Annotated in this window: 20 protein-coding genes and 1 pseudogene; 9 read left to right on the forward strand and 12 right to left on the reverse strand. The window is 73.1% G+C overall.

Features of this window, described 5'->3' with window-relative positions; genetic code table 11:
• Positions 1-30 precede the first annotated feature (30 nt).
• On the forward strand, positions 31-363 hold the full coding sequence (locus tag ACYP53_RS30205; protein ID WP_189914751.1) for a YnfA family protein: 333 nt from the start codon (positions 31-33) through the stop codon (positions 361-363).
• A 70-nt stretch (positions 364-433) separates the two neighbouring features.
• Here ACYP53_RS30205 and ACYP53_RS30210 read toward each other — a convergent pair whose 3' ends face one another.
• The 4 genes from ACYP53_RS30210 to ACYP53_RS30225 form a co-directional block, all read right to left on the reverse strand.
• Positions 434-2,101, reverse strand: coding sequence for a purple acid phosphatase family protein (locus tag ACYP53_RS30210; protein ID WP_189914753.1), 1,668 nt, complete (start codon positions 2,099-2,101; stop codon positions 434-436).
• A 209-nt stretch (positions 2,102-2,310) separates the two neighbouring features.
• The gene (locus ACYP53_RS30215; protein ID WP_189914755.1) at positions 2,311-2,562 is read right to left on the reverse strand and encodes a hypothetical protein; all 252 of its coding nucleotides are present in this window, start codon (positions 2,560-2,562) and stop codon (positions 2,311-2,313) included.
• 173 nt (positions 2,563-2,735) lie between these two features.
• Entirely contained in the window at positions 2,736-3,164 is a 429-nt protein-coding gene (locus tag ACYP53_RS30220) for a (2Fe-2S) ferredoxin domain-containing protein (RefSeq protein WP_459649705.1), read from the reverse strand.
• 145 nt (positions 3,165-3,309) lie between these two features.
• Complete coding sequence (locus ACYP53_RS30225) at positions 3,310-4,965, reverse strand: FAD-binding dehydrogenase (RefSeq protein ID WP_459649706.1); 1,656 nt, start codon at positions 4,963-4,965, stop codon at positions 3,310-3,312.
• A 335-nt stretch (positions 4,966-5,300) separates the two neighbouring features.
• Between ACYP53_RS30225 and ACYP53_RS30230 the strand changes: the two genes are divergently transcribed.
• Positions 5,301-6,239: an SGNH/GDSL hydrolase family protein gene (locus ACYP53_RS30230; protein ID WP_189914759.1), complete on the forward strand. Its 939-nt coding sequence runs from the start codon at positions 5,301-5,303 to the stop codon at positions 6,237-6,239.
• Positions 6,240-6,356: 117 nt separating this feature from the next.
• Here the strand turns inward: ACYP53_RS30230 and nicT are convergent, their stop codons facing one another.
• Positions 6,357-7,487: a Nickel transporter NicT gene (gene nicT / locus ACYP53_RS30235; RefSeq protein ID WP_459649707.1), complete on the reverse strand. Its 1,131-nt coding sequence runs from the start codon at positions 7,485-7,487 to the stop codon at positions 6,357-6,359.
• A 236-nt stretch (positions 7,488-7,723) separates the two neighbouring features.
• On the opposite strand from nicT, the pseudogene ACYP53_RS30240 reads away from it, so the two are divergent.
• The 3 genes and pseudogenes from ACYP53_RS30240 to ACYP53_RS30250 form a co-directional block, all read left to right on the forward strand.
• Positions 7,724-8,701, forward strand: a pseudogene (locus tag ACYP53_RS30240) (hydrolase); the annotation flags it as partial.
• Positions 8,702-8,892: 191 nt separating this feature from the next.
• Positions 8,893-10,752 carry a CocE/NonD family hydrolase gene (locus ACYP53_RS30245; RefSeq protein ID WP_459649708.1) on the forward strand — a complete coding sequence of 620 codons (1,860 nt, stop codon included), beginning with the start codon at positions 8,893-8,895 and terminating at the stop codon, positions 10,750-10,752.
• Between the two features lie 54 nt (positions 10,753-10,806).
• On the forward strand, positions 10,807-11,502 hold the full coding sequence (locus ACYP53_RS30250) for an aspartate/glutamate racemase family protein (RefSeq protein WP_459649709.1): 696 nt from the start codon (positions 10,807-10,809) through the stop codon (positions 11,500-11,502).
• Between the two features lie 27 nt (positions 11,503-11,529).
• Here ACYP53_RS30250 and ACYP53_RS30255 read toward each other — a convergent pair whose 3' ends face one another.
• Positions 11,530-11,838 carry a cupin domain-containing protein gene (locus ACYP53_RS30255; RefSeq protein WP_189914769.1) on the reverse strand — a complete coding sequence of 103 codons (309 nt, stop codon included), beginning with the start codon at positions 11,836-11,838 and terminating at the stop codon, positions 11,530-11,532.
• 72 nt (positions 11,839-11,910) lie between these two features.
• Between ACYP53_RS30255 and ACYP53_RS30260 the strand changes: the two genes are divergently transcribed.
• Positions 11,911-12,750, forward strand: a complete 840-nt coding sequence (locus ACYP53_RS30260) for a hypothetical protein (RefSeq protein WP_459649710.1) — start codon at positions 11,911-11,913, stop codon at positions 12,748-12,750.
• On the opposite strand, the gene ACYP53_RS30265 is transcribed toward ACYP53_RS30260, so the two are convergent.
• The 3 genes from ACYP53_RS30265 to ACYP53_RS30275 form a co-directional block, all read right to left on the reverse strand.
• Complete coding sequence (locus ACYP53_RS30265) at positions 12,717-13,637, reverse strand: aminoglycoside phosphotransferase family protein (RefSeq protein ID WP_459649711.1); 921 nt, start codon at positions 13,635-13,637, stop codon at positions 12,717-12,719. The two genes, ACYP53_RS30260 and ACYP53_RS30265, sit on opposite strands and share 34 nt — an antisense overlap.
• 58 nt (positions 13,638-13,695) lie before the next feature.
• Positions 13,696-14,409: an SDR family oxidoreductase gene (locus ACYP53_RS30270; RefSeq protein WP_459649712.1), complete on the reverse strand. Its 714-nt coding sequence runs from the start codon at positions 14,407-14,409 to the stop codon at positions 13,696-13,698.
• 102 nt (positions 14,410-14,511) lie between these two features.
• Complete coding sequence (locus tag ACYP53_RS30275; protein ID WP_459649713.1) at positions 14,512-15,366, reverse strand: helix-turn-helix transcriptional regulator; 855 nt, start codon at positions 15,364-15,366, stop codon at positions 14,512-14,514.
• A 103-nt stretch (positions 15,367-15,469) separates the two neighbouring features.
• Here ACYP53_RS30275 and ACYP53_RS30280 point away from each other — a divergent pair, with 103 nt between their 5' ends.
• The gene (locus ACYP53_RS30280; RefSeq protein ID WP_459649714.1) at positions 15,470-16,213 is read left to right on the forward strand and encodes an SDR family NAD(P)-dependent oxidoreductase; all 744 of its coding nucleotides are present in this window, start codon (positions 15,470-15,472) and stop codon (positions 16,211-16,213) included.
• Positions 16,214-16,250: 37 nt separating this feature from the next.
• On the opposite strand, the gene ACYP53_RS30285 is transcribed toward ACYP53_RS30280, so the two are convergent.
• The 3 genes from ACYP53_RS30285 to ACYP53_RS30295 form a co-directional block, all read right to left on the reverse strand.
• Entirely contained in the window at positions 16,251-16,916 is a 666-nt protein-coding gene (locus ACYP53_RS30285) for an HAD family hydrolase (protein ID WP_459649715.1), read from the reverse strand.
• 81 nt (positions 16,917-16,997) lie between these two features.
• The gene (locus ACYP53_RS30290; RefSeq protein WP_189914777.1) at positions 16,998-18,545 is read right to left on the reverse strand and encodes a putative Ig domain-containing protein; all 1,548 of its coding nucleotides are present in this window, start codon (positions 18,543-18,545) and stop codon (positions 16,998-17,000) included.
• 171 nt (positions 18,546-18,716) lie between these two features.
• Positions 18,717-19,637: a hypothetical protein gene (locus tag ACYP53_RS30295; RefSeq protein WP_459649716.1), complete on the reverse strand. Its 921-nt coding sequence runs from the start codon at positions 19,635-19,637 to the stop codon at positions 18,717-18,719.
• A gap of 152 nt (positions 19,638-19,789) precedes the next feature.
• On the opposite strand from ACYP53_RS30295, the gene ACYP53_RS30300 reads away from it, so the two are divergent.
• Positions 19,790-20,911: an alpha/beta hydrolase gene (locus tag ACYP53_RS30300; protein ID WP_229928448.1), complete on the forward strand. Its 1,122-nt coding sequence runs from the start codon at positions 19,790-19,792 to the stop codon at positions 20,909-20,911.
• A gap of 89 nt (positions 20,912-21,000) precedes the next feature.
• Positions 21,001-23,484, forward strand: coding sequence for a glycosyltransferase family 39 protein (locus ACYP53_RS30305; RefSeq protein ID WP_459649717.1), 2,484 nt, complete (start codon positions 21,001-21,003; stop codon positions 23,482-23,484).
• Positions 23,485-23,494: the final 10 nt, after the last annotated feature.

The following is a 23,494-nucleotide window of genomic DNA, read 5'->3' on the forward strand; positions in this document are numbered from 1 at the left end:
CGGAGCCGACAGCACGTACGCTCACCGGTCATGACCGTCCTGCGCTCGATCGCCCTGTTCGCCCTCGCCGCGCTCGCCGAGATCGGCGGCTGCTGGCTGGTCTGGCAGAGCGTGCGCGAGCAACGGCCCTGGTGGCTGGCCGGGATCGGGGTGGTGGCGCTCGGCGCGTACGGCTTCGTCGCGGCGCTGCAGCCGGACGCGGACTTCGGCCGGGTGCTGGCCGCGTACGGCGGGGTGTTCGTGGCCGGCTCGCTGCTCTGGGGCATGGCCGTGGACGGCTTCCGGCCGACCCGCTACGACGTGGCGGGCGCGCTGGTCTGCCTGGCCGGGGTCGCCGTGATCATGTACGGGCCCCGGCGCTGAGGTCCTCATGTACGGGCCCCGGCGCTGAGGTCCTCCCTCGACGCCGGGGCCCGCTACGGGACTTCGGGGACTACCAGCCCCAGCCGCCGCCCTCGCCGTCGTCGTCGCGGTTGGAGTCCCAGCCCTCGCCGACCTTGCGCAGGATCGAGTAGTTGTCGATCTGCGTGCCGTCCTCGGCCAGCGCGGTGACCTTCATGACCGACTTCTGGCCCAGGTGGGCCGGGGTGACGTCGACCTTGATGAAGGAGTAGCCGGTGTAGCGCACCCGCGACCACTGGATGGTCTCGGGGGTCTTCACCCGGCCCTTGCTCCAGTAGTAGGTCTTGACCTCGTCCTGGTGGTTCTCGTGCCCCTCGTAGGTGTCCGGCACGTCGAACTTGTACAGGCTGCGGCCGGCGGCGCCCGCGGTCACGTAGACCACGCCGTCCTTCTCGGGCTCGATGGTGGCGCCGCTCGGCACCTGCTTCGAGACCTTGTTGCCCAGGATGGCGTCGGTGCGCTCGTAGATGTGGTTGTGGCCGTTGATGACCAGGTCCACCCGGTACTTCTCGAACAGCGGCACCCAGGCCTCGCGGACGCCGCCCTCGGAGGCGTGCGCGACGGTGGTGGAGAAGGCGCAGTGGTGGAAGAAGACCACGACGAAGTCGATGGTCTCGTCGTTGCGCAGGTCCTTGAGGGTGCGCTCCAGCCACTTGGTCTGCTTGCCCGCCGAGAGGCCGAGGTTGGCCGGGATCTCGTAGGAGACGTCGTTGGCGTCCAGGGAGATGACGCCGACGTTCTTGTAGCGGAAGGTGTAGACGCCGGGGACGTTGCGCGGGTCCGGGCCGTTGTTCGGCAGGAAGAAGCGGGAGTTCTCGCCGCCGTAGCCGTTGGGCGAGTACCAGGCCTCGATGTCGTGGTTGCCGTAGGCGACCATCCACGGGATCTCGGCGGCGACGGTCTCGGTCTGCACCAGGAAGTCGTCCCAGGTCTTCGCGTTGAAGACGGACTTGTCCGGGTCGGTGCCGGAGCCGGCCGGGTCGGCGTAGCAGATGTCGCCGGCGTGCAGGTGGAAGGCCGGCTTCTGGGCCTTGATGATGTGGTCGTTGCCCGCCGCGTGCGCGCTGACGCCCTGGTCGCCGAAGGCGGTGAAGGTGAACGGCTCGTACACCTTGCCCCAGCGGTGGTCGCGGGACGGCGCGGTGCGGAAGGTGTGCAGGGTGGAGATCTGCTGCTGCGAGGCGGGGTCGAAGCCCTCGTGGCCGACACCGTAGTAGTAGGTGGTGTCGGGGTGCAGGTCCTCCAGCGCCACGTGCAGGTAGTACTGGTCCACCGGCTGGCCGGTCGGGGTCAGCGCGGGGGTGTGCAGGGCGCGGACCTCGGCCTGGACCTTGTGGCTGAGCTCCCACGGGGTCTTGCCGAAGCGCAGGAACGGCTTCCTGACCGGCGCCGGGACCTGCCAGGAGACGCGGAACTGGGTGTCCGGCTCGGGGCCGAACTGGAGGTGGCGGCCGACCGGCGCGACCAGCGCGCCGTCGATGCCGTCCGTCGTGCCGCCCGTCAGCAGCTGCGGGCCGGCCGGCGCCGCGAACGCGGTGCCGCTGCCCAGGGCACCGCCGACGGCGACGGCACCGACGGTCACGGCACCGGCGCGCAGCATCCGGCGGCGGGAGAAGCGGGCCCGCAGGTACTCGTGCTGCTCGGCCATGCTCATGCGGTCGGCAAGCTTGGCCGGCACGCCCATGTTGGGGATATCCATGCGCGGGACTCTGTCAGCGGCGTGTGGAGCGGACACGGACGCACGGTGAACGGGCCGCAGCGTATCCCCCATTCGAACGCCAATGTTCGACCATGGTTCGGTAAAGGGGCATGTCCGCGTCGAACCGACCCGGGATCATGGCCCTCACCAGCCACGTCGGTTGAGTGGGTGTCGGCGGATCCTCCCCAGAGGGATGACCCGCCGGAGGGTCAGGAGGGTTCGTCCCACTGCGTGGGGGCCCGGTTGCCGGTGCCGTCGCAGGTACGGCAGATCTCGTCCCGGTAGGCGTGCTTGGCGCCGCCCGCGTCCACCCGGTAGCGGACGTACACCCCGGTGCCGTCGCACAGGAAGCAGTTGCCGCCCCCGCCGCCCACCTCGGTGGTGCCGGTGCCCTGGCAGGTCCGGCAGCTGAGGCCGGCGGTCCGGCCGGTGCCCGCGCAGATGCGGCAGACCGTCGTCATCGTCTTCCTCCCTCGCGCGGAACCGCTCGGCGCCACCGGTCATGGTAGTGGTGCGGGCCGCCGGACCACCCCGGGACGGCGATCTGACGATCAGTCAGTCATTCCGGTCGGGGACTCATTCCGGCCGGGTCCGTCGGACCGCGGCGGGCCGCCCGGACGTCCGGTGGCGGCCGCTACTCCGCCAGGCCCTCGCGGACCCGGCGGGAGACCGAGATCAGCTGGAGGTCGAGCAGGCCGGGCGGATCGGCCAGGCCGGGGCCGCCCGCGCGCACCCAGGCGGCTATGTCGTCGATCATCTCGTCCATCAGCACGAAGCCGAGCCAGACCGGACGCCCGCCCGCGGCCCGGCCCTCGGCGGAGGGGCCGACCACCACCACGTTGGACTGGCTGCACACGTCCAGGCACTTGACGGCCCGGACCCGCCCCGCCGGACCCACCGCCGTCCGCAGCCGCTCGTACTGGCCCGCGTGGTCCACCCCGGGGTGCTTCGCCTCGGTGCCGCAGCAGCAGCCGCGGCAGACGGTGACGGTCACCGGGGAGGCCGCGCCCCGCTTCCGGTCCTGCTCCCGGGCGCCGTCGCGGTCGCGGTCTCGGCGGCTCATCGGTCCTGGTCCCCCTGGTGGTCGGCGGTGTCGGCGGTGTCGGCGGTGTCGGCGGTGCGCTCCGCAGCCGCTCCGCACCCGCACTGTACCCGCCGGTCAGGGGGCGTCCACCAGGGCCCGGACAGGCTCCGGACCCCGGGCCCCGCTACCCCACCGCCGAGGCCGCGGCCCGGCCCGCCGTACGTCCGGAGAACAGGCAGCCGCCCAGGAAGGTGCCCTCCAGCGAGCGGTAGCCGTGCATGCCCCCGCCGCCGAAGCCCGCGGCCTCGCCCGCCGCGTACAGCCCCGGGAGCACCTCACCGTCCGGCCGCAGCACCCGGGCGGACAGGTCGGTGTGCAGTCCGCCCAGTGACTTGCGGGTCAGGATGTTGAGCCGGACGGCGATCAGCGGGGCGGCGCCCGGGTCGAGGATCCGGTGCGGGGCGGCGGTGCGGACGAGCCGGTCGCCGAGGTAGCGGCGGGCGCCGTGGATGGCGGTGACCTGGAGGTCCTTGGCGAAGGGGTTGGCCAGCTGGCGGTCGCGGTCCTCGACGGTGCGGCGCAGCTCGTCCGGGTCGATCAGCGGCTCGCGGGTCCTGGCGTTCATGCCCCGGGCGAGGTCGGCGAGGTTGCCCGCCGTGACGAAGTCCCGCCCGTGCCGCAGGTGGCCCAGGACCGGGCCGGGGGCGCCGGGCAGGGCGCGGCCGAGCACGCCGCGCACGGACTTCCCGGTCAGGTCGGGGTTCTGCTCGGAGCCGGAGAGGGTGAACTCCTTCTCGATGATCCGCTGGTTGAGCACGAACCAGGTGTACTCGTGGCCGGTGGACATGATGTGTTCGAGCGTGCCGAGGGTGTCGAAGCCGGGGAACAGCGGGACGGGCAGCCGCCGGCCGCGCGCGTCCAGCCAGAGCGAGGACGGGCCGGGCAGGATCCGGATGCCGTGCCGGGCCCAGATCGGGTCCCAGTTCTCGATGCCCTCGGTGTAGTGCCACATCCGGTCGCCGTTGATCAGACCGGCCCCGGCCGCGCCGGCGACGTCCAGCATCAGGCCGTCCACGTGCGCGGGCACGCCGGAGAGCAGCTTGGCGGGCGGGGTGCCGAGCCGGGCCGGCCAGGCCTTGCGGACCAGGTCGTGGTTGCCGCCGATGCCGCCGGAGGTGACGACCACGGCCTGGGCGCGCAGGTCGAAGCGCCCGGCGACCTCGCGGGAGCTGGCCTCGCCCCGGGCGGCCGGGCTCGGCTCCAGCACCTCGCCGGTGACGGTGTCGACGGCGCCGGCGGTGGCGGACAGCCCGGTGACCCGGTGCCGGAAGCGCAGGTCGACCAGCCCGCGCGCGGCGGCCTCCCGGACCCGGCGGACGAAGGGCGCCAGCAGGCCCGGCCCGGTGCCCCAGGTGATGTGGAAGCGCGGCACCGAGTTGCCGGGCCCGTCGGCGAGGAAGCCGCCGCGCTCGGCCCAGCCGACCACCGGGAAGAGCCGCACGCCCATCCCGTGCAGCCAGGCCCGCTTCTCACCGGCCGCGAAGTCCACGTACGCCTCGGCCCAGCGGCGCGGCCAGTCGTCCTCGGGCCGGTCGAAGCCGGCGGTGCCGAGCCAGTCCTGCCAGGCGAGGGCGTGCGAGTCGCGGATCCGCATCCGGCGCTGCTCGGGCGAGTCGACCAGGAAGAGGCCGCCGAAGGACCAGTGCGCCTGCCCGCCGAGCGAGGCCGCCGGCTCCTGGTCGAGCAGGATCACCTTCCGTCCGGCGTCGGCGAGTTCGGCGGTGGCGGCGAGGCCGGCGAGTCCCGCTCCGATGACGATGACGTCGGCGTCCAGGGCCATGCGCAGTCCTCCGTCGCGGCTCGCGGTGGCGGCGGGCCCGCGGACCGGCCGTCGCTGTGCGCCGATAGTGCGGCCTGTGGTGACGCCCGGTCAACCGCCGGTGGACCGGAAGGTGACGAACAGCGACGCGAATTCCGCTCCACACCGTTTCGGAAATGTCTTCGATACACGGTGGAGCGAAATTCGAAATGTCACCGGACACCATCTGACGGAATTTCGGGAATTTCCCCGCGAACCATGGACGGCCACGTAACCTGGCGGTAACTTACCTGCTGGTAGCTGCGGCCCGGCTCGGTACGACCCCCACCCGTCGTTTCTCTCCCCCAGGAGGAACCGTGCTCCGCCCTGCCCGGAATTCCCGGCACCTCCGCAATTCCACCGCGCTCGCCGCGGTCGCCCTCGGCGCCGCCCTGGCACTCACCTCCACGAGCGCCCAGGCCGCCACGCCCGCCCCGAAGCACTACGTGGCGCTCGGCGACTCCTACGCCGCCGGCGCCGGCGTGCCCGGCCAGTCGGCCGGCCTCTGCCTGCGCTCCGACCGCAACTACGGCCACCTGGTCGCCGCCGCCCTGAAGGCCGGCGCCTACACCGACGTGACCTGCGCCGCCGCCAAGGTCAAGCACATGACGCAGTCCCAGTACGACGCCTTCATCAAGGTCAACGACCCGCAGTTCGACGCACTGACCGGCGACACCGACCTGGTCACCCTCGGGATCGGCGGCAACGACCTCGCGGCCAGCGACCTCGGCCTCGGCGAACTGGTCGCCACCTGCGTCGCCGGCGCGGTGGTCAACCCGCTGGGCACGCCCTGCAAGGACGTCTACCACCACGGCTACTGGGACTGGAGCACCTGGTCCTGGCAGTACGGCACCGACGACCTGGCCGAGCGGATCACCGGCACGATCGCCCCGCAGATCGCCGGCACGCTCCGGCAGATCCACGCCAAGGCGCCCAACGCCAAGGTGCTGCTGGTCGGCTACCCGTCCGTCCTGCCCGCCGACGGCTCGACCTGCGTCCTGCGCCAGCCGGTGACACCGGGCGACGTCGAGTACATGTACGGCGTGCTCAACAAGCTGAACGCCGCCCTGAAGTCCACGGCGGCGGCGAACGGCGCGACCTACGTGGACACCGCGACGCCGACGGTCGGCCACGACGTCTGCTCGGACGACCGCTGGATCGAGGGCGCGCTGCCCGGCTCGCCCGCGGTGCCGTTCCACCCGAACGCCACCGGCGAGAAGGTGATGGCGGACGCGGTGCTCGCCGCGCTGCGGTAGGCCCGCGCCGAGGACGCGCGTCTTGCGGCGAACGGCCCCGGAGAGCCCCGAGGGGCCGGTGACCAGACCCCGGTCACCGGCCCCTCGGCTCCGCCGTTCGCCGTCCGCCGTTAGCCGCTACTCGGCTTCGGACGAGGCGGAGACAGAGGCGGCGGCCGGAGCGGAGGCGGCGGCCAGTCCGGCCGACCACTTCTCCTCGACGTTGCCGAACTTCCAGTACGCGATCGCCGCCGCCCAGGTGAGCACGAACAGTCCGACGATCGCGTAGCCGACGAAGTTGAGGTCCAGCCCGCCGACCCAGGCGATCGGCCCGCTGGTGATGTCCAGCTTCTCGCCGAGCAGGCCGATCAGCTCGATCGAGCCGATGACCAGCGCGACCAGCACCGACAGCCCGGTGACGGTCAGGTTGTAGTAGATCTTGCGGACCGGCTTGGAGAACGCCCACTCGTAGGCGAAGTTCATGAACGAGCCGTCGATGGTGTCCAGCAGGCTCATCCCGGCCGCGAACAGGATCGGCAGCGTGAGCAACGCGTACCAGGGCAGCGAGAACGCCGCCGCGCCGCCCGCCAGCACCAGCAGGGACACCTCGGTGGCGGTGTCGAAGCCCAGGCCGAACAGCAGGCCCACCGGGTACATGTGCCAGGGCTTGGTGACGGCCCTGGTCACCCGGCCGAGGATGCGGTTCATCAGCCCGCGCCGCTCCAGCTGGCGCTCCAGCTCGGCCTCGTCGTACTCGCCCACGCGCATCCGGCGGAAGACCTTGAGGATGCCGTTGAAGGCGCCCAGGTTGATCAGGCCGAGCAGCAGCAGGAAGGTGCCGGAGACGGTGACGCCGATCAGGCCGGTCATCTCGTGCAGCGTCGAGTCGTCGGACTCCACCTGGCCGGCCAGCGAGCGGATGCCGAAGGCCAGCAGCGCGCAGAGGCCGAAGACGATCGAGGAGTGCCCGAGCGAGAACCAGAAGCCGACCGACAGCGGCCGCTTGCCCTGGCCCATCAGCTTGCGGGTGGTGTTGTCGATGGCGGCGATGTGGTCGGCGTCGAAGGCATGCCGCATGCCGAGGGTGTAGGCGGTCAGGCCCATGCCGGCGCCGAACACCTGGCCGCCGACGGTGTAGTGCTCGGGCGCGACCAGCGCCAGCAGGGTGAACCAGCCGATGACGTGCAGCGCGAGGATGAACCCGCCCATTCCGGCCAGACGGATCCACTCCTCACGGGTGAGCCGGTCGCGCCAGCGAGGGGCGGTCATCGTCGTGTTCCTTTCGGTGGGGCGGGCGGAGCTGGGCCATCTTTCCGCCTGGACGCGCGCAGTTGCAAGTCATGCGCAATTACGGAACGGTTTCCGCCCACCCCTGGATCACCACGATCCGTACAGGACCTCGTCACCTCCCGAGCCTTTCTCCGGTCGCTCTACGCGCGGATACTCGCGTCTACGCGCGAAAACCCTGGCGCCGAAACCCTCGACTCCCCACGGAGGAACGGCACATGACGATCCGTATTCGAGCCGCCGCGGCCCTGTCCGGCGCGGCGCTGCTCGCGGCCGGTCTCACCACCCTCGCCCCGGCCGCCACCGCCGCCCCCACCTCGAACGCCGCCACCTCGACGGCCACCGCCACGACGGCCACCGCCGCCGCTGCCACGCCGCACCGGGTGCTGTTCGACAACAGCAAGGCCGAGACCGCCGGCAACGCCGACTGGATCATCAGCACCAGCCAGCCCGACCCGCTCGCCCAGAACCCCGCCCCCACCACCGAGAAGAGCTGGACCGGCGCGCTGTCCGCCTGGGGCGTCGCCCTGCAGAAGACCGGCCAGTACAGCCTCAAGACCCTCCCGGCCGGCTCCACCATCACCTACGGCACCGGCGGCGCGCTCGACCTCGCCAACTTCGACACCTTCGTGCTCCCGGAGCCCAACATCCGGCTGAGCGCGAGCGAGAAGACCGCCGTCATGCGGTTCGTCCAGAACGGCGGCGGGCTCTTCCTGGTCTCCGACCACGTCAACAGCGACCGCAACAACGACGGCTGGGACTCGCCGAAGATCATCAACGACCTGCTGACCAGCAACGGGGTGAACAACAACGACCCCTTCGGCTTCTCGGTCGACCTGCTCAACATCACCACCGACAACCCGCGCGCGATCAACGACGCCACCGACCCGGTGCTGCACGGCCCCTTCGGCACCGTCACCGGCTCGATCCTGCGCAACGGCACCACCTTCACCCTCAAGCCCGCCGACAACCCCTCGGTCAAGGGCCTGGTCTACCGGACCGGCTCCAGCGGCAACACCGGCGCCTTCTTCGTCACCAGCACCTTCGGCTCCGGCCGGGTCGCCGTCTGGGGCGACAGCTCCCCGATCGACGACGGCACCGGCCAGTCCGGCAACACCCTCTTCAACGGCTGGGACGACCCGGCGGGCACCGACGCCGCCCTCGCCCTCAACGCCACCGCCTGGCTGAGCAAGGCCTGACCGCCCGGCCGGACGGGGACATGACCGCCCGGCCCCACCGCGCGGCCTTCATCAGGAAAACGGCCGGTTCCTCCCCTAGGGTCGGAATGCCGACGCCCGCGGCGCGCGGGTACGGGGCGACACCCGTACGCACCGCGCGCCGCGGGCCCGCCGGCGCCCACCCGGCCCGGGACCCGATGGGAGCGGCCATGCCGTCGTACCCCTACCGCACCACCCGCGAGGATGTCCACGTCCCGCTGCCCGACGGCACCCGGCTGGCCGCCCGGCTGTGGCGGCCGGTCGGCGACGAACCCGTCCCGGTACTGCTGGAGTACTCCGGCGACCGCCTCAGCGACCGCACCGCCGCCGAGGACGCCCGCCGCCACCCCTGGTACGCCGGCCACGGCTACGCCACCCTGCGGGTCGACACCCGCGGGCACGGCAACTCGGACGGCACTCCCGGCGAGCCCGGCGGCGAACAGGAGCTCGCCGACGGCGCCGCCGCCGTCGACTGGCTGGCCCGCCGCCCCTGGTCGAGCGGGCGGGTCGGCCTGCTCGGCGCCGGCGCGGCCGGCACCACCGCGCTGCGGCTGGCCGCCCGGGTGCCGGACACCGTCGGCGCCGTGGTCACCGCCTGCCCCGAGGGCGGCCACCGGCTCGGCGGCGCCCTCCTCGCCGCCGACCTGCACACCCGGCTCACCGCCCTGGTCGCCGACGCCGCCCTGCCCCCGGACCCGCGCCACGTCGGCGACGCCTGGCGCGAGCGCTGGCTGACCCGCCTGGAGTCCCTGGAGCCGCCCGTCGACACCTGGATCGCCGCCGGCGAGACCAGCGTCCCGGTCTCCGTCCCCACCCTCGCGATCGCCGGCTGGGGCGACCCGTCCTGCTCCTTCGTGCTGCGCCTGCTCGCCGAGGACCCCACCGCCCGCGCCCTGATCGGCCCCTGGCCGCACGGCCTGCCCGAGGACGCCCTGCCCGAGACCCTGCGCTGGTGGGACCACTGGCTGCGCGGCGTCGACACCGGCGCCGCCGGGGAGCCCGCCCTGCGCAGCTGGATCAGCACCCGCTGGACCGGCGACGAGGCCTGGCCCTCCCCCGACGTCCGCGAGATCCACTACGGCCTCGACGGACCGCTGCGCACCGCCGGCACCGCCTCCGACGACCGCTACGTCCGGGTCCGCTCCCCGCAGCACACCGGCCTCAACGCCGGCGCCCACGTCCAGCGGGGCCGCCCCGCCGACCAGCCGCCCGACCAGCGCGAGGAGGACGGCCGCTCGGTCTGCTTCGACTCCCAGCCGCTGCCCGAGCCGGTCGAAGTGCTCGGCGCCCCGACCGTACGGCTGCGGCTGCGGCTGAGCGAGGGCGGGTCGGCCGCCCTGGTGGCGGTGCGGCTCTGCGCGGTCGGCCCGGACGGCACCTCGGAGCTGGTCACCCGGGGCGTCCTGGTCGCCGACGGGCCGGACGCCGAGGTGGAGCTGGCCGCCTGCGCCCGGACCGTACCGACCGGGCACCGGCTGCGGCTGGCGTTCTCCTCCGTCTACTGGCCGTGGGTGTGGCCCCCGGCGGACCCCTCCGGGTACGCCCTCGACCCGTCCCGCTCCGTGCTGAGCCTGCCCGTCCGCCACCTCGCCGCCGACGTCGGCGCCGCACCGGTCGCCCTCGATCCCCCGGAGCTGCCCGAACCGCTGGACGTCCACCTCACCGAGCCGCTCACCGCCCGGCCCGAGCACCTCACCGTCCACGACATCGGCCGCCACGAGTGGCGCACCGAACTCTCCCCCGCCACCGACGGCACCCGCACCCACCCCGACGGCCTGGTCCGCGACGAGCACACCGTCACCGCCTACCGCGTCCTCACCGACGCCCCGCTCAGCGCCCAGGCCCGCACCGACCACACCGTACGGCTGGAGCGCCCCGACATCGGCTGGGACGTCACCCTCCAGACCCGCGCCCAACTGCGCTGCGACGCCGGGCACTTCCTCAGCATCGTGCAGCTGCGGGCGCTGGAGGCCGGATCGGTGGTGTTCTCCCGCGAGTGGCAGCACCGGGTGCCCCGGAAGAACCCCTAAAAGATTCACTTATACAATTGCATTGATTGTCGATACTGGCTTATAAAGGGCGGCATGAAGACCCTGGGCCTGATCGGCGGCATGAGCTGGGAATCCACCGCCGAGTACTACCGCCTCCTCAACGAACTCACCCGCGACCGCCTCGGCGGGCTGCACTCCGCCCGCCTCGTCCTCCACTCGGTCGACTTCGCCGACATCGAGCGGCTGCAGACGGCCGGGCGGTGGGAGGAGGCCGGGGAGGTCCTGGCCGGCGCGGCCCGGTCCCTGGAGGCGGCCGGCGCGGAACTCCTGCTGATCTGCACCAACACCATGCACAAGGTCGCCGACCGGGTGGCGGCGGCGGTCTCCGTCCCCCTGCTGCACCTCGCCGACGCCACGGCGGACGCCGTACGGGCCGCCGGGCTGCGCCGGGTCGGGCTGCTGGGGACGGCGTTCACCATGGAACAGGACTTCTACCGGGGCCGGTTGGCCTCCGGCGGCCTCGACGTCCTCGTCCCGGACACCGACGCGCGCGCCCTGGTCCACCGGGTGATCTACCAGGAGCTCTGCCTCGGGGTGGTCCGGGAGGAGTCCCGGGCGGCCTACCGTCGGGTGATCGGCGAACTGGTGGCGGCCGGCGCGGAGGGCATCGTCCTCGGCTGCACCGAGATCGAGCTGCTGGTCCGTCAGGAGGACAGCCCCGTCCCGCTGTTCCCCACCGCCCGGCTGCACGCCGAGGCTGCCGTGGCCGCCGCCCTCGACGGCCGCTGACTCCACCCCCGGTCCCCCGGTCCTTTGTCACTCCTCCTCCGGCACCTCCACGATCAGCAGGGTCCCCCGGCTGCCCGCCCGCACCGCGTGCCGCGCACCGGCCGGGACGACGTACAGCTCGCCGGTCCGTACGGTCGACTCCTCGCCGTCCACCAGGAGTTCGAGGCTCCCCTCGGCGACGAACAGCGCCTCGGCCGTCCCGTGCACCTCCGGCTCCAGCTCCCGCCCGTCCATCCGCAGGACCTTCACCGCCGTCGTCCCGACCCGGCCCAGCACCTGGGACCGCCAGGCCTCGGGCAGCCGTGCCGCCCGCTCGTTCACATCGACCAAGCTCATGGCCCTGGACGCTACCCAACCCGGGCGGGCCGTTGGTTGACCGTTCGGTAAAACCTCACCAGGATCGCTCCGGTGAAGGCACGCACCCTCTACCACGACCTGCTCGACCACGACGGGCCCCGCCAGGACGAGCCCTGCCAGGACGACATCGACCGCTGGCTCGGCCAGGCCGCCGCCCCCGGTTACCGCGAACGCCTGCGGACCGCCGCCGCCCACTCCGGCTGGTGGGCCGACGAGGAGCGCGGCGGGCCCGCCCTGCTGGAGGAGCTCTACGCCCTCGGCCGGGTCGCCGACCTCCTGCTGCTCGACCCCGTCGGTTCCCTCAGCGCCCGGCTGCGTCTGTTCACCGCCCTCGGCATGACACCGTTCGACGGGGCCGGGCCCTTCGACCCCTTCCTGCACGAGATCGTCGAGGTCGAGCAGGCCGCGGACCGGCAGACGCCGATCGAGGTCCTGGAGGTCCGCCACCCCGGGCTGATGCTGGGCGAGCTGCTGTTCGGCCGCGCCGGCGTGCGGGTCCGGGCCGGAGCCGCACACGCCGAACGCGGGGTGGCCGACCGCTTCCCGCTCTACTGGACGTTCCGCCGCGCCGACCGGCCCACCCGCGACCTGTCCCAGGGCTGGGGCAGCAACTCCCAGTGGAGCACGGACTTCCGTCTCGACTACCGCACCCCCGGCGGCGACCACCTCAACGTCGCCGAGAACGGCTCGGTCGACGGCCGCCCCGAGCTCGGCCACTACCGGGACCTCGGCCCCGAGGAACGCCTGCTGACCCCCGCCGAGCGGCGCGAACTGCTGCGCCACCGCTGCCTGTTGCGCACCCCGCGGGCGGCCGCCGACCTGGCCTCCTCACCCGGCTGGGAGGACGACCTGTTCCCCTACGAGTGGCGGCTGCCGGCCGGCGAGGCCTGATCGGCGAGCAGCTCGCGGATCACGTACCGGGCGATGCCCGTCATCCGCGGGTTGCTCTCCCGGTAGTAGGCGAGTTCCAGCAGGGCGACGGACAGCGCCCAGCCCCGGCCGCGGGTCCAGGCGGCGTCGTCCGCGGCCACCGCCGCCCGGAAGGCGGCGCGGACCGGCGCGGGCAGCACGTACCAGGCGGTGATCAGGTCCACCGCCGGGTCACCGAGGCCCGCGCAGCCGAAGTCGATGACGGCGCTCAACCGGCCGCGGTCGTCCACCAGCAGGTTGCCGGGCTGCAGGTCGGCGTGGATCCAGACCGGCGGACCGGGGTGCCCGGGGGCGCGGAGCGCCTCCTCCCAGACGGCGGCCGCCGCCCCGGCGTCGACGACGTCCGCCAGGGCCGCGAGCGCCGTCCGGACCGCGCCGTCCCGCTCCGACAGCGGCTCGCTGCGGTAGGAGGCGGGGCCACCGGCCGGGTCGATCCCTCGCATGGCGGTCACGAAGGCCGCCAAGTCGGCTGCCAGCAGGGCCGGTTCGGCCACCCGACCGGTCACCGGATTGGCACCGTCCAACCAGCGCAGGACCGACCAGGGCCACGGGCAGTCGTCCACCGGCCCGGCCTGGGCCAGCGGTACGGGCACCGCGACCGGCAGCTGCGGGGCGAGGCGCCGCAGCCAGACGCACTCCTTCGCGATGTCCTCGACGGCCCCCGGGATCCGCGGGATCCGCACCACCAGGTCCGGGCCCAGCCGGTACATCGCGTTGCTGGTCCCGACGGTGGCCACCGGCTCCACCGACAGGCCCGCCCAGTGCGGGAACCGTGCGGCGACCATCCGGCGGACGAGGGCCTCGTCGATGTCGAGTTCGTCGGCGTGCATCGTGCGGGAGGAGGACATGGCGACCCACCCTGCCGCCGAACGGCGCGCCCGGCAACCGAATTCGGGCCTGCGTCATCTACCAGGGCACAACCGCGCCCGTGTGGTCCAGGAACCGCAGTCCGGGCTCGCCGCGATGGCGCTCGATCGTCTCCACCACGCCGGGAACGCTCTCCTCCACGCTCAACTCGGCCTCCATGCCCCCGAGTTCGGTGCGGACCCAGCCCGGGTCCATCAGCAGCAGGCTGCGCGTGCCACCGGCCTGGCGGACGGCGTAGCAGCGCATCAGCTGGTTCAGCGCGGACTTGCTCGCCCGGTACAGGTCCTGCCCGCCCTCGGTGTTCAGCGAGACGCTGCCCTGGTCGGAGGACATCACGCCGATCGTCCCGGTCTGCGGGACCAGCGGGCCGAGCGTCTCCACGACCCGCATCGGGGCGAGCGCGTTGGTGGCCATGACCTCGGTGAACATCTCCGTCGACACCTCGCCGATCGGCAGGTCACCGCGGGTGACGGCGGCGTTGACGAAGAGCAGGTCGAGGCTGCGCCGGGCCAGCCGGTCGCGCAGGGCCGCGATCTGCGCCGGATCGGTCATCTCCAGCGACTCGACGGTGAGGCGCCCGCCGGCGGAGTCCGCCAGATCGTGCAGGGCGGTGCGGTGGCCGCCGCGCACGGTGCCGATGACGTCCCAGCCGCGGCGGAGGTACTCGGCGGCGATGCCGAGGCCGAGGGTGCGGGAGGCGCCGACGACGAGGGCGGTCCCGCGCCCGTCGGCCGTGAGATGGGTGTCGGTCATGGGTCGAGTCTCCGAGCCGCCGCGGCGGGCGTCCAATGCCCTTCCGTACGCATTGATACCGCCCGGGCATGGATCCGGGCCCACCTCCGCCCCCGCGCCCGCTCACTCCCGGACCGCGAGGTCCTGACTGCCCACCACCTTCAGCAGCCGCAGCGCCGCGTGCGAGGGCGTGCCGGGGGCGGCGGTGTAGAAGATCGTCCACTGGTCGCGGTGCGGGTCGTGCAGCGCCTCGCAGTCCAGGTCGAGCGGGCCGACCACCGGGTGGAGGAGCCGCTTGCGGGTCGAACGGCGGACCTCGACGTCCTGCCGCGCCCACAGCTCCCGGAACTCGGCGCTGCGCGCGAGCAGCCGCTCGACCAGGGCACGCAGGGCGCTGTCGGCGGGGTAGCGGGCCGCGGCGGACCGCAGGTCGGCGACCGCGCGGCGGGCGAACCCGGCCTGGCCGGCGGGGTCGTGGCGGGCGCGCGCGTCCGGGTCGGTGAAGAAGCGCCAGATCAGGTTGCGCTCGCCGGGCGGCAGGGCGGAGAAGTCGCCGAGCAGCGCGGCCGCCATGGCGTTCCAGGCGAGGACGTCCCGGGCCGCGCTGCAGACCATCGCCGGGGTGTCGTCCAGCCGGTCGAGCAGGTGCAGGACCCCCGGCCGTACGTCACGGGCCGGGCCGGACGGCGGCAGCGGCGGCTCGCCCACCAGGTGGTGCAGGTGGGCGCGTTCGTCGTCGGAGAGCCGCAGCGCCCGGCTGATCGCCCCGATCATCTGGCGGGACGGCCGCGGCCCCCGGCCCTGTTCGAGGCGGATGTAGTACTCCACCGACATCCCCGCGAGCTGCGCCACCTCTTGGCGGCGCAGGCCCGGAGTGCGGCGCCGCTCGCCGGCCGGCAGGCCGACGTCGGCCGGCTGGACCCGGGCGCGCCAGCGCCGCAGGAAGGCGGCCAGCTCCGCCCGGTCCACGTGTTCCACGCCCCCAGTCTGGCCCGGCCGGGCCCCGCCCACCATGGCACCGCCGGTACCACCCTCGACAGTGCTCTCCCGCCCCGCGCGCCGCCCGGCCAGGGTGGAGCCCATGACCACCGCACCCCAGCACCGCATCGTCCTGATCACCGGCGCCACCAAGGGCATCGGCCTCGCCACCGCCGGGGAACTCGCCCGCGCCGGGCACACCGTACTGATCGGCGCCCGCGACCCCGAGCGCGGCGCCGCGGCCGCCGCCGGGCTCACCGCCCGGGGCCTCGACGCCCGCCCCGTCCACCTGGACGTCACCGACCCCGCGACGGCCGCCGCCGCGGCCGCGCTGATCACCGCCGAGTACGGCCGGCTGGACACCCTCGTCAACAACGCCGGCGTCGCCCCGGACTGGCGGCGCACACCGGAGGAACTGCCCGTCGAGGCCATGCGCGAGGCGTACGAGACCAACGTCTTCGGCGTCGTGACCGTCACCAACGCCATGCTGCCCCTGCTGCGCGAATCACCGTCGGGGCTGATCGGCAACGTCTCCAGCGGCCTCGGCAGCCTCGCCCTCCTGTCCGACCCGGACTCCCCGTTCTGGGAACACGCGACCCTGCTCGCCTACAACTCCTCCAAGGCCGCGCTCAACGCCGTCACCCTGATCTACGCCCGGGCGCTGCGCGACAGCGGCATCAAGGTCAGCGCGCTGGAACCGGGGTACTGCGCGACCGACCTCAACGGGCACAGCGGCCACGCCAGCGCGGAGGAGGGCGGCCGCCGCATCGCCCGGCAGCTCGACGAGGCGGCGACCGGGCCGACCGGGGTCTTCCTCCACCCGGAGGGCGGCCACCACTCCTGGTAGCTCACCCTGGCCTGGTGGCTCACCCTGGCCTGGTGGCTCACCCCTGCCGGACCGCCCCCGCCGCGATCAGGCCGGGCAGCTCGCGCATGTCCGTGAAGACCACCGTGCCGGGGCCGGCCAGCCGCTCCGCCGGGGTGATCCCGCCGGCGTAGCCGAGCGCGCGCATCCCGGCGGCGCGGGCGGCCTGGACGCCGGGCAGGCTGTCCTCGACCACGACGCAGGCGGCCGGGTCGACGCCCATCGAACGCGCGGCGTGCAGGAACAGGTCGGGCGCGGGCTTGCCGCGGCCGACGTCGGTGGCGCTGAAGATCCGCCCGGCGAAACGGTCGTGGAGGCCGGTCCGCCCGAGGGTGTGCCGCATCTTCTCGTGCGGCCCGCTGGAGGCCACGCAGGTGGGCAGGGTGATCGCGGCCAGCGCCTCGGGCAGCCCGTCCACCGGCGTCAGCCCGGCGTCCACGGCCTCGGCGTGCAGCTCGCGGAACCGCTTGTCCCACACCGTCGCCGTCTCCTCCCCCAGCCGCTCGGCCACCGTCGCGTGGTTGGCCGCCTCCGACCGCCCGACGAACCGCTCGATCGCCTCCGCCTCACTCAGCGCCCAGCCGTACTCCTCCCCCAACCGCACCAGCACCCGCACGGCGATCACCTCGCTGTCCACCAGCACGCCGTCGCAGTCGAATATCACCAGTTCTATCGGCTCACTCATCCGCCCAGCTTAGGCGCGGCCCCCACCCGCTCAGGGGCCCGGCGGCGGTGGCCGCCGGGCCCCTGTGGGCGGGGTGGCGCGTCAGGCGGTCTGGACGGCGGTGTCGTCGATCACGAAGCTGGTCTGCAGCGAGGTGTCCTCGACCGCGTTGAACTTCACGGTGACCGACTGGCCCGCGTAGGCCGACAGGTCGAAGGTGCGCTGCTGGTAGCCGGCCGCGGCGTCCACGTTGGAGTAGGTCTTCAGCGCGGTGCCGTTGACCGAGACGGTCAGCTTGTCGTACGCCGTGCTGCCCGTCTCCGCGGTGTCGACGTGCAGCCAGAAGCTCAGCGTCGCCTTGCAGCCCTTCGGGATGGTCACCGTCTGCGACAGCGAGTCGGTGTGGCTGGAGCCGTAGCCGTCCATCCACGCCTTCCACGAACCGCCGTGCGCGGCCTGGCTGGCGCTGTTGTCCACCACGCCGGAGCTCGACGTCCACGGCGAGGCGGAACCGGTCTCGAAGCCCGCGTTGCCGAGCAGCTGCGCCGGGATGCAGGAGCCCTCGCTGCCGTAGACGTTCCAGTTGAAGGTCGCGGAAGCGGTCTTGCCGGCCGCGTCCTTGACCGTCACGGTGACGCTGGAGACGCCCCCGGTGGTCGGGGTGCCGGTGATCAGACCGGTGGAGGCGTTGATCGACACACCGGCCGGCAGACCGGTGGCCGAGTAGGTCAGCGGAGCGGTGCCGCCGGAGGCGTTGATCTGCAGGTTGACCGCGGCGTTGACGGCGGTGGACACGTCACCGGGGTTGGTCACCGAGACGGCGCCGCTGCCGGCCGGCTTGGTGAGCAGGCAGCCGGCCACGTTGAGGTCGATGGCCCGGCTGGAGTTCAGGCAGGTGGTGAACCAGTAGGTCTCCTCGCCGTAGCTCTGGCCCTTGACGGCCTTGGTGGTGCCGTCGGCCGCCACCTCGCACGGGTTGTTGAGGGTGCACATGGCGCCGTCGTCGTTGCCGGTGTTGTTGATGCCGATGATCCGCCCGCTGGCGGAGGAGACGATCGGCGAACCGGAGGTGCCGTGCGTGGTGTTGCAGCCGGAGCTGTAGCGCAGCGAGTCGTGCCAGGTCCACTCGTCCTCGCGGAGGGTGGGCACGAACCCGTTGACGGAGCAGTTCCAGACCTGCTTCCAGTACGAGGAGGGTATGTACATCGCGGCGCCGTCGACCGGGTGCGCGTCGTCGACGGTCAGCGCGGTGACGCCGTACTTGGAGCTGATCGAGCCGTAGGTGTCGGTGAGTTGGTAGAGCGCGACGTCGGTGCCGGTCATCGTCCCGTAGAGGACCTTGTCGGCCTGGACGGTGCCGAGGCTGTTGCCCGCGCCGTCGAGCAGGGTGCCGCTGCGGCTGGCGCTGACGTTCTGGATGACCTGACCGGCCGAGGGCATGGTGGGCAGGCAGTGCCCGTTGGTGAGCATCAGCGCCCGGTCGCCGGCCACCGAGGTGGGGTAACGGACCAGCGAGGCCGAGCAGTTGCTCAGGGCGATGGTGGCCGTCAGGTCGGCCGCCTGGACGGCGTGTGCGGGGGCGGCGGCGAAGGCCAGCCCGCCCGCGACGACGGCGCTCGTACCGGCCACCGCGACAAGTCTTCTGAACATGGCTCTCCTTGTGGGGGATCGCGGGGGTGTACGACTGGTCGTCGACGCCCGCGCCGCACGAAAGTGCCATGGCCACTTCAACAGGGTCAACCGTTCTGGCCGAACTCGCCACTCCTCGTCGCCTGTTGTGCCACCGGCGGCAACCACCCGTCCCGGTATGCCCGTTACGTGCTACGGCTGCGGAGCCGAGTAGACGGTCTGACTCTCGGCCTTGGCATTGCCCTTGCCGTCCTCCGCGCGGAGTTTGACGGTCCAGATCGTCCCGCCTCCGTCCGGTGCGAACTCGTGCTTGTCCCCCACCTTGACGAACTGACAGCTCTGCGTGAACTGCTTCGCCTCGGAGTCCCAGTCCACCCCGCTGGTGTAGTAGATGTCGTACGCCCCGGCCTTGACGCCCTCGATGGTGGCCACCTGTCCCTTGACCGCGTACGCCGAGGCCACCGCCTTGCCGTCGGCCGCGAGCATGAAGACGGCGTCCGTCGAGCCGTTGTTGTTGAACTTCAGCGTGCCCTTGCCGCTGTTCCCCCCGTCGCGGACCACCGCGCCGTTCTCCAGGGACCGCGGCTGCGGCTGCGGCTTGGGCAGTTCCGGGACGGTGAAGGCGGCCTGGTAACCGGCCGTCGCCAGCTTGGCCAGGGCTGCCGGGACCGCCACCAGCCCCTGACCGGCGCCCAGCCGAGCCTGAACGACACCGACGGTGCACAGCTTCTTGTCCTTGAGTTCGACGCGAATCGACAGCGCCTCGGAGCAGAGCGCGTTCAGGCCGTTCACCAGCTCGGTGCGCGCCGCCTCGGCCCCGGCGGGCGTTCCGGTGGCGTTCAGGCTGCGCGCGGCGCGGTCGGCGTCGGACTCGACGGTGGCGAGCGCGGAACCGAGCTCGGTCACGGTCTTGGCCGCAGCCACCTTCCCCAGACCGGCGTTGATCGGTGCGAGGGCCTGGTCGAGGGTCGTACTGTACGGCGTCGGCGCGGCCGTCGCCGACACGCTCGGCGCAGCGCTCCCGCCCCCGCCCCCGCCGCCCGAGCACGCCGCGAGCAGCAGCACCCCGCCGATGACCGAGCCGGACCTGAACACGGACCCCACGGACTTCACGACCCCACCCCTGATGTCATCCGGCACGCGCTCCCCACGCGCACACGAACCGACATGCTGCCGAGTACGAACCACCCCCGTCAACGGCATTCGAACGATCGCCCGAAGGGCCCGCCCCGGGCCGCCCGTCGGGGTCAACTACGATCGGGCACGTGCTCAGCCTCACCGGACTCCCGCTCCAGATCATCGCAGCGGTCATCGCGATCGTCGTCTTCGCCGCCACCATGTGGCTCTGGCCACGGTTCGGCGGGAAGGGCTGGAAGTCCTGGCTGGGCCGGATCGGCGCCTTCCTGGCCACCCAGGTCGCGGTACTGGTGGCGATGGGCCTGGTCGCCAACAGCTACTTCGGCTTCTACAGCTCCTGGACCGACCTGCTCGGCACCAGCGGCAAGCTCGGCACGGTGGTCGACCACACGCCGAACGCCGCCGGGGTGGCCGTCACCGGTCAGCAGAGCTTCTACTCCGCCCAGGGCTCGGACCCGCAGCGCTCCGGCCTGATCCAGCAGGTCGCCGTCAAAGGGGCGGGCAGCGGTCTGAGCACCGAGGCGTACGTCTACCTGCCGCCGCAGTACTTCCAGCCGGACTTCGCCAAGCAGCGCTTCCCGATGGCCCTGGTGCTCACCGGCTACCCGGGCACCCCGGAGAAGCTGATCTCGCTGATGCAGTACCCGGCCTCCACCCTGAACGCGATCGAGCAGAAGAAGCTGCCGCCGACGATCCTGGTGATGACCCGCCCCACCCTGGTCGGCAACCGGGACACCGAGTGCGTGGACGTGCCGAACGGTCCGCAGGTGGAGACCTTCTTCACCACCGACCTGCCCAAGGCCCTCGCCGGCACCTACCGGATCGGCACCGACCCGGCCAACCGCGCCGTGATCGGCAACTCCACCGGCGGCTACTGCGCGCTCAAGTTCGCGCTGCGCAAGCCGGACTCCTACCCGGCGGCGATCGCGCTCTCCGGCTACTACAGCGCCGCCCACGACCCGAGCACCGGCGAGCTGTTCGGCGGCGACGCCCGGCTGAAGCAGGAGAACGACCTGCTGTGGCGGCTGAAGAACCAGCCGCCCGCCCCGGTCTCGCTGCTGCTGACCACCGCTTACGACGAGAACAACTACGACGAGACCAAGGCCATGGTCGCGGCCTTCAAGGCCCCGACGAAGATGTCCACCATCACCCTGGACACCGCCGGCCACAACTTCCACACCTGGACCCGGGAGATCCCCCCGGCGCTGGAGTGGCTGGGCACCCACCTCAGCATGCCGCCGGCCGCCTGAGGCCCTGAAGCCCTGAAGCCCGGCAGATCACACCCGGCTCACAGCCCCGTCTCACGGTCCTCTCAGCCGCGCCACCCACCGTATGGCGCATGACCACGAGCAGCTACTCACCTCCGGCCGGCGACCCGTGGCCCGAGGCCGCGAACCACCCGCCGCCGGAGGTCCCGCAGCCGGGCCCCGCCCGGCCGGACCCGGCACCGCTCTTCCCCGAGCAGCCCCTGCCGCCCGCCGGCCCCAAGGGCCCCGCCTCCTGGTCCGGCCGGCTGCGCACCCTCCCGGCCAGGGCCTGGCGAGGGCGCGCGGACGACCCGCGCTGGGTGCGCCCGGCCCTGCTGGCGCTGCTGGCCGCGACCGCCGTCCTCTACCTGTGGGGCCTGAGTGCCTCCGGCTGGGCCAACGCCTTCTACTCGGCCGCCGTCCAGGCCGGCTCCCAGAGCTGGAAGGCCCTCTTCTTCGGCTCCTCCGACGCCGGGAACTTCATCACCGTCGACAAGCCCCCGGCCGCGCTGTGGCCGATGGCGCTCTCGGCGCGGATCTTCGGCCTCTCCTCCTGGTCGGTGCTGGCCCCGCAGGCGCTGATGGGCGCGGCCACCGTCGGCGTGCTCTACGCGACGGTGCGCCGCCGCTTCTCCCCGCTCGGCGGCCTGCTGGCGGGCGCCGCGCTGGCGCTCACCCCGGTGGCGGCGCTGATGTTCCGCTTCAACAACCCGGACGCGCTGCTGGTGCTGCTGCTGACGCTCGCCGCGTACGGCATGGTGCGGGCGGTCGAGGCGGCGAGCACCAAGTGGCTGCTGTTCATCGGGGTCATGTTCGGCTTCGCCTTCCTCACCAAGACCCTGGCGGCGTTCCTGATCCTGCCCGCGTTCGCGGTGATCTACCTGGTCGTGGCGCCCACCGGCTTCTGGCGGCGGGTGCGGCAGACCCTGCTGGCGGGCGTGGCGCTGCTGGTCTCCGGCGGCTGGTGGGTCGCGATCGTCGAGCTGATGCCCGCCTCGGCCCGCCCGTACGTCGGCGGCTCGCAGGACAACAGCTTCCTCTCGCTCACCTTCGGCTACAACGGCCTCGGCCGGGTGGACGGCAACGAGCGCGGCAGCGTCGGCGGCGGCGGACGGATGCCGGCCGGGCTCGACCTGCCGGGCGGTGCGACGCGCGGCGGCGGCCGCGGCTGGGGCGAGACCGGCCTCACCCGGATGTTCGGCACGGACGTCGGCGGGCAGATCGCCTGGCTGCTCCCGGCCGCGCTGATCCTGCTGCTGGTCGGCCTCTGGGCGACCCGCCGGTACGCCCGCACCGACACCGCCCGCGCGGCGTTCCTGGTCTGGGGCGGCTGGCTGCTCTCCACCGCGCTGATCTTCAGCTTCATGTCCGGGATCTTCCACCAGTACTACACGGTGGCCCTGGCCCCGGCCGTGGCGGCGCTGGTCGGCATGGGCGTGGACGGGCTGTGGCGGGCCCGGCACCGGCTGCCCTGGGCGCTGGTGCTGGCCGGGACGCTCGCGGTGACGGCGGTCTGGGCGTTCGTCCTGCTCGGCCGCACCTCGGGCTTCGTGCCGTGGCTGCGCTGGGCGGTGCTGGTCGGCGGGCTGGTGGCGGCGGTCGCGCTGGTCGCCGGGCAGTTCGCCGGGCGGACCGCCGGACGGGCCGGTGCGCGGATCGCCTCGGTGGCGGGCCTGGTCGGTCTGGCGGCGGCGCTCGGCGGTCCGGCCGCGTACGCGGTGGACACCGTCAACACGGCGCACACCGGCTCGATCGTGACCGCCGGGCCGGGCGTGAAGGGCGCGTTCGGGCCGGGCGGCGGCGGGCGCAAGGGCGGCCAGGGCTTCCCGGGCCGCCAGGGGTTCCCGGGCGGCGGCCAGGGCGGCCAGGGCGGTCAGCAGGGCTTCCCCGGTGGCGGCCAGGCACCGCGCGGGCAGAACGGCGGGGGCTTCCACGGCGGGTTCCCCGGCTTCTCCGGCGGCGGTTCGGGTGCCGGCTCCGGCTCCGGCTCCGGTTCCGGTTCCGACCAGGGGAACGGGCGGCACCAGCGCGGCACGGACGGGACCGACGGCCGTACCGGCGACGGCACCGTCCCCGGCGCTCCCGGCGCCCCCGGCGGCACGGCCGGTGGCGGCATGGGCGGTGGCGGCATGGGCGGCCTGCTCGGCGGCACCAAGGTGAGCGACGAGGCGGCGAACCTGCTCGAGGAGAACGCCGACCACTACACCTGGGCGGCCGCCACGGTCGGCTCGCAGAACGCCGCCAGCTACCAACTCGCCACCGGTGAACCGGTGATGGCCCTCGGCGGCTTCAACGGCACCGACCCGTCGCTGACCCTGGCCGGCTTCCAGAAGTACGTCCAGGAGGGCAAGGTCCACTGGTTCGTCGCCGGCGGCTCCCGCGGCTTCGGCGGTGGTGCGGGCGGCTTCGGCGGAACGGGCACCACGGGCACCACGGGCACCACGGGCGGCGACGCGAGCGGCGGCGAGCGGAAGGAGTCGGAGAGCGCGCAGATCGAGTCCTGGGTGGCCGCCCACTTCACCGCCAGGACGGTCGGCTCGGCCACGTTCTACGACCTGACGGCCCCGACCTCCTGATCCCGGCCAC

It is taken from the genome of Kitasatospora sp. Ki12 (assembly GCF_054601375.1).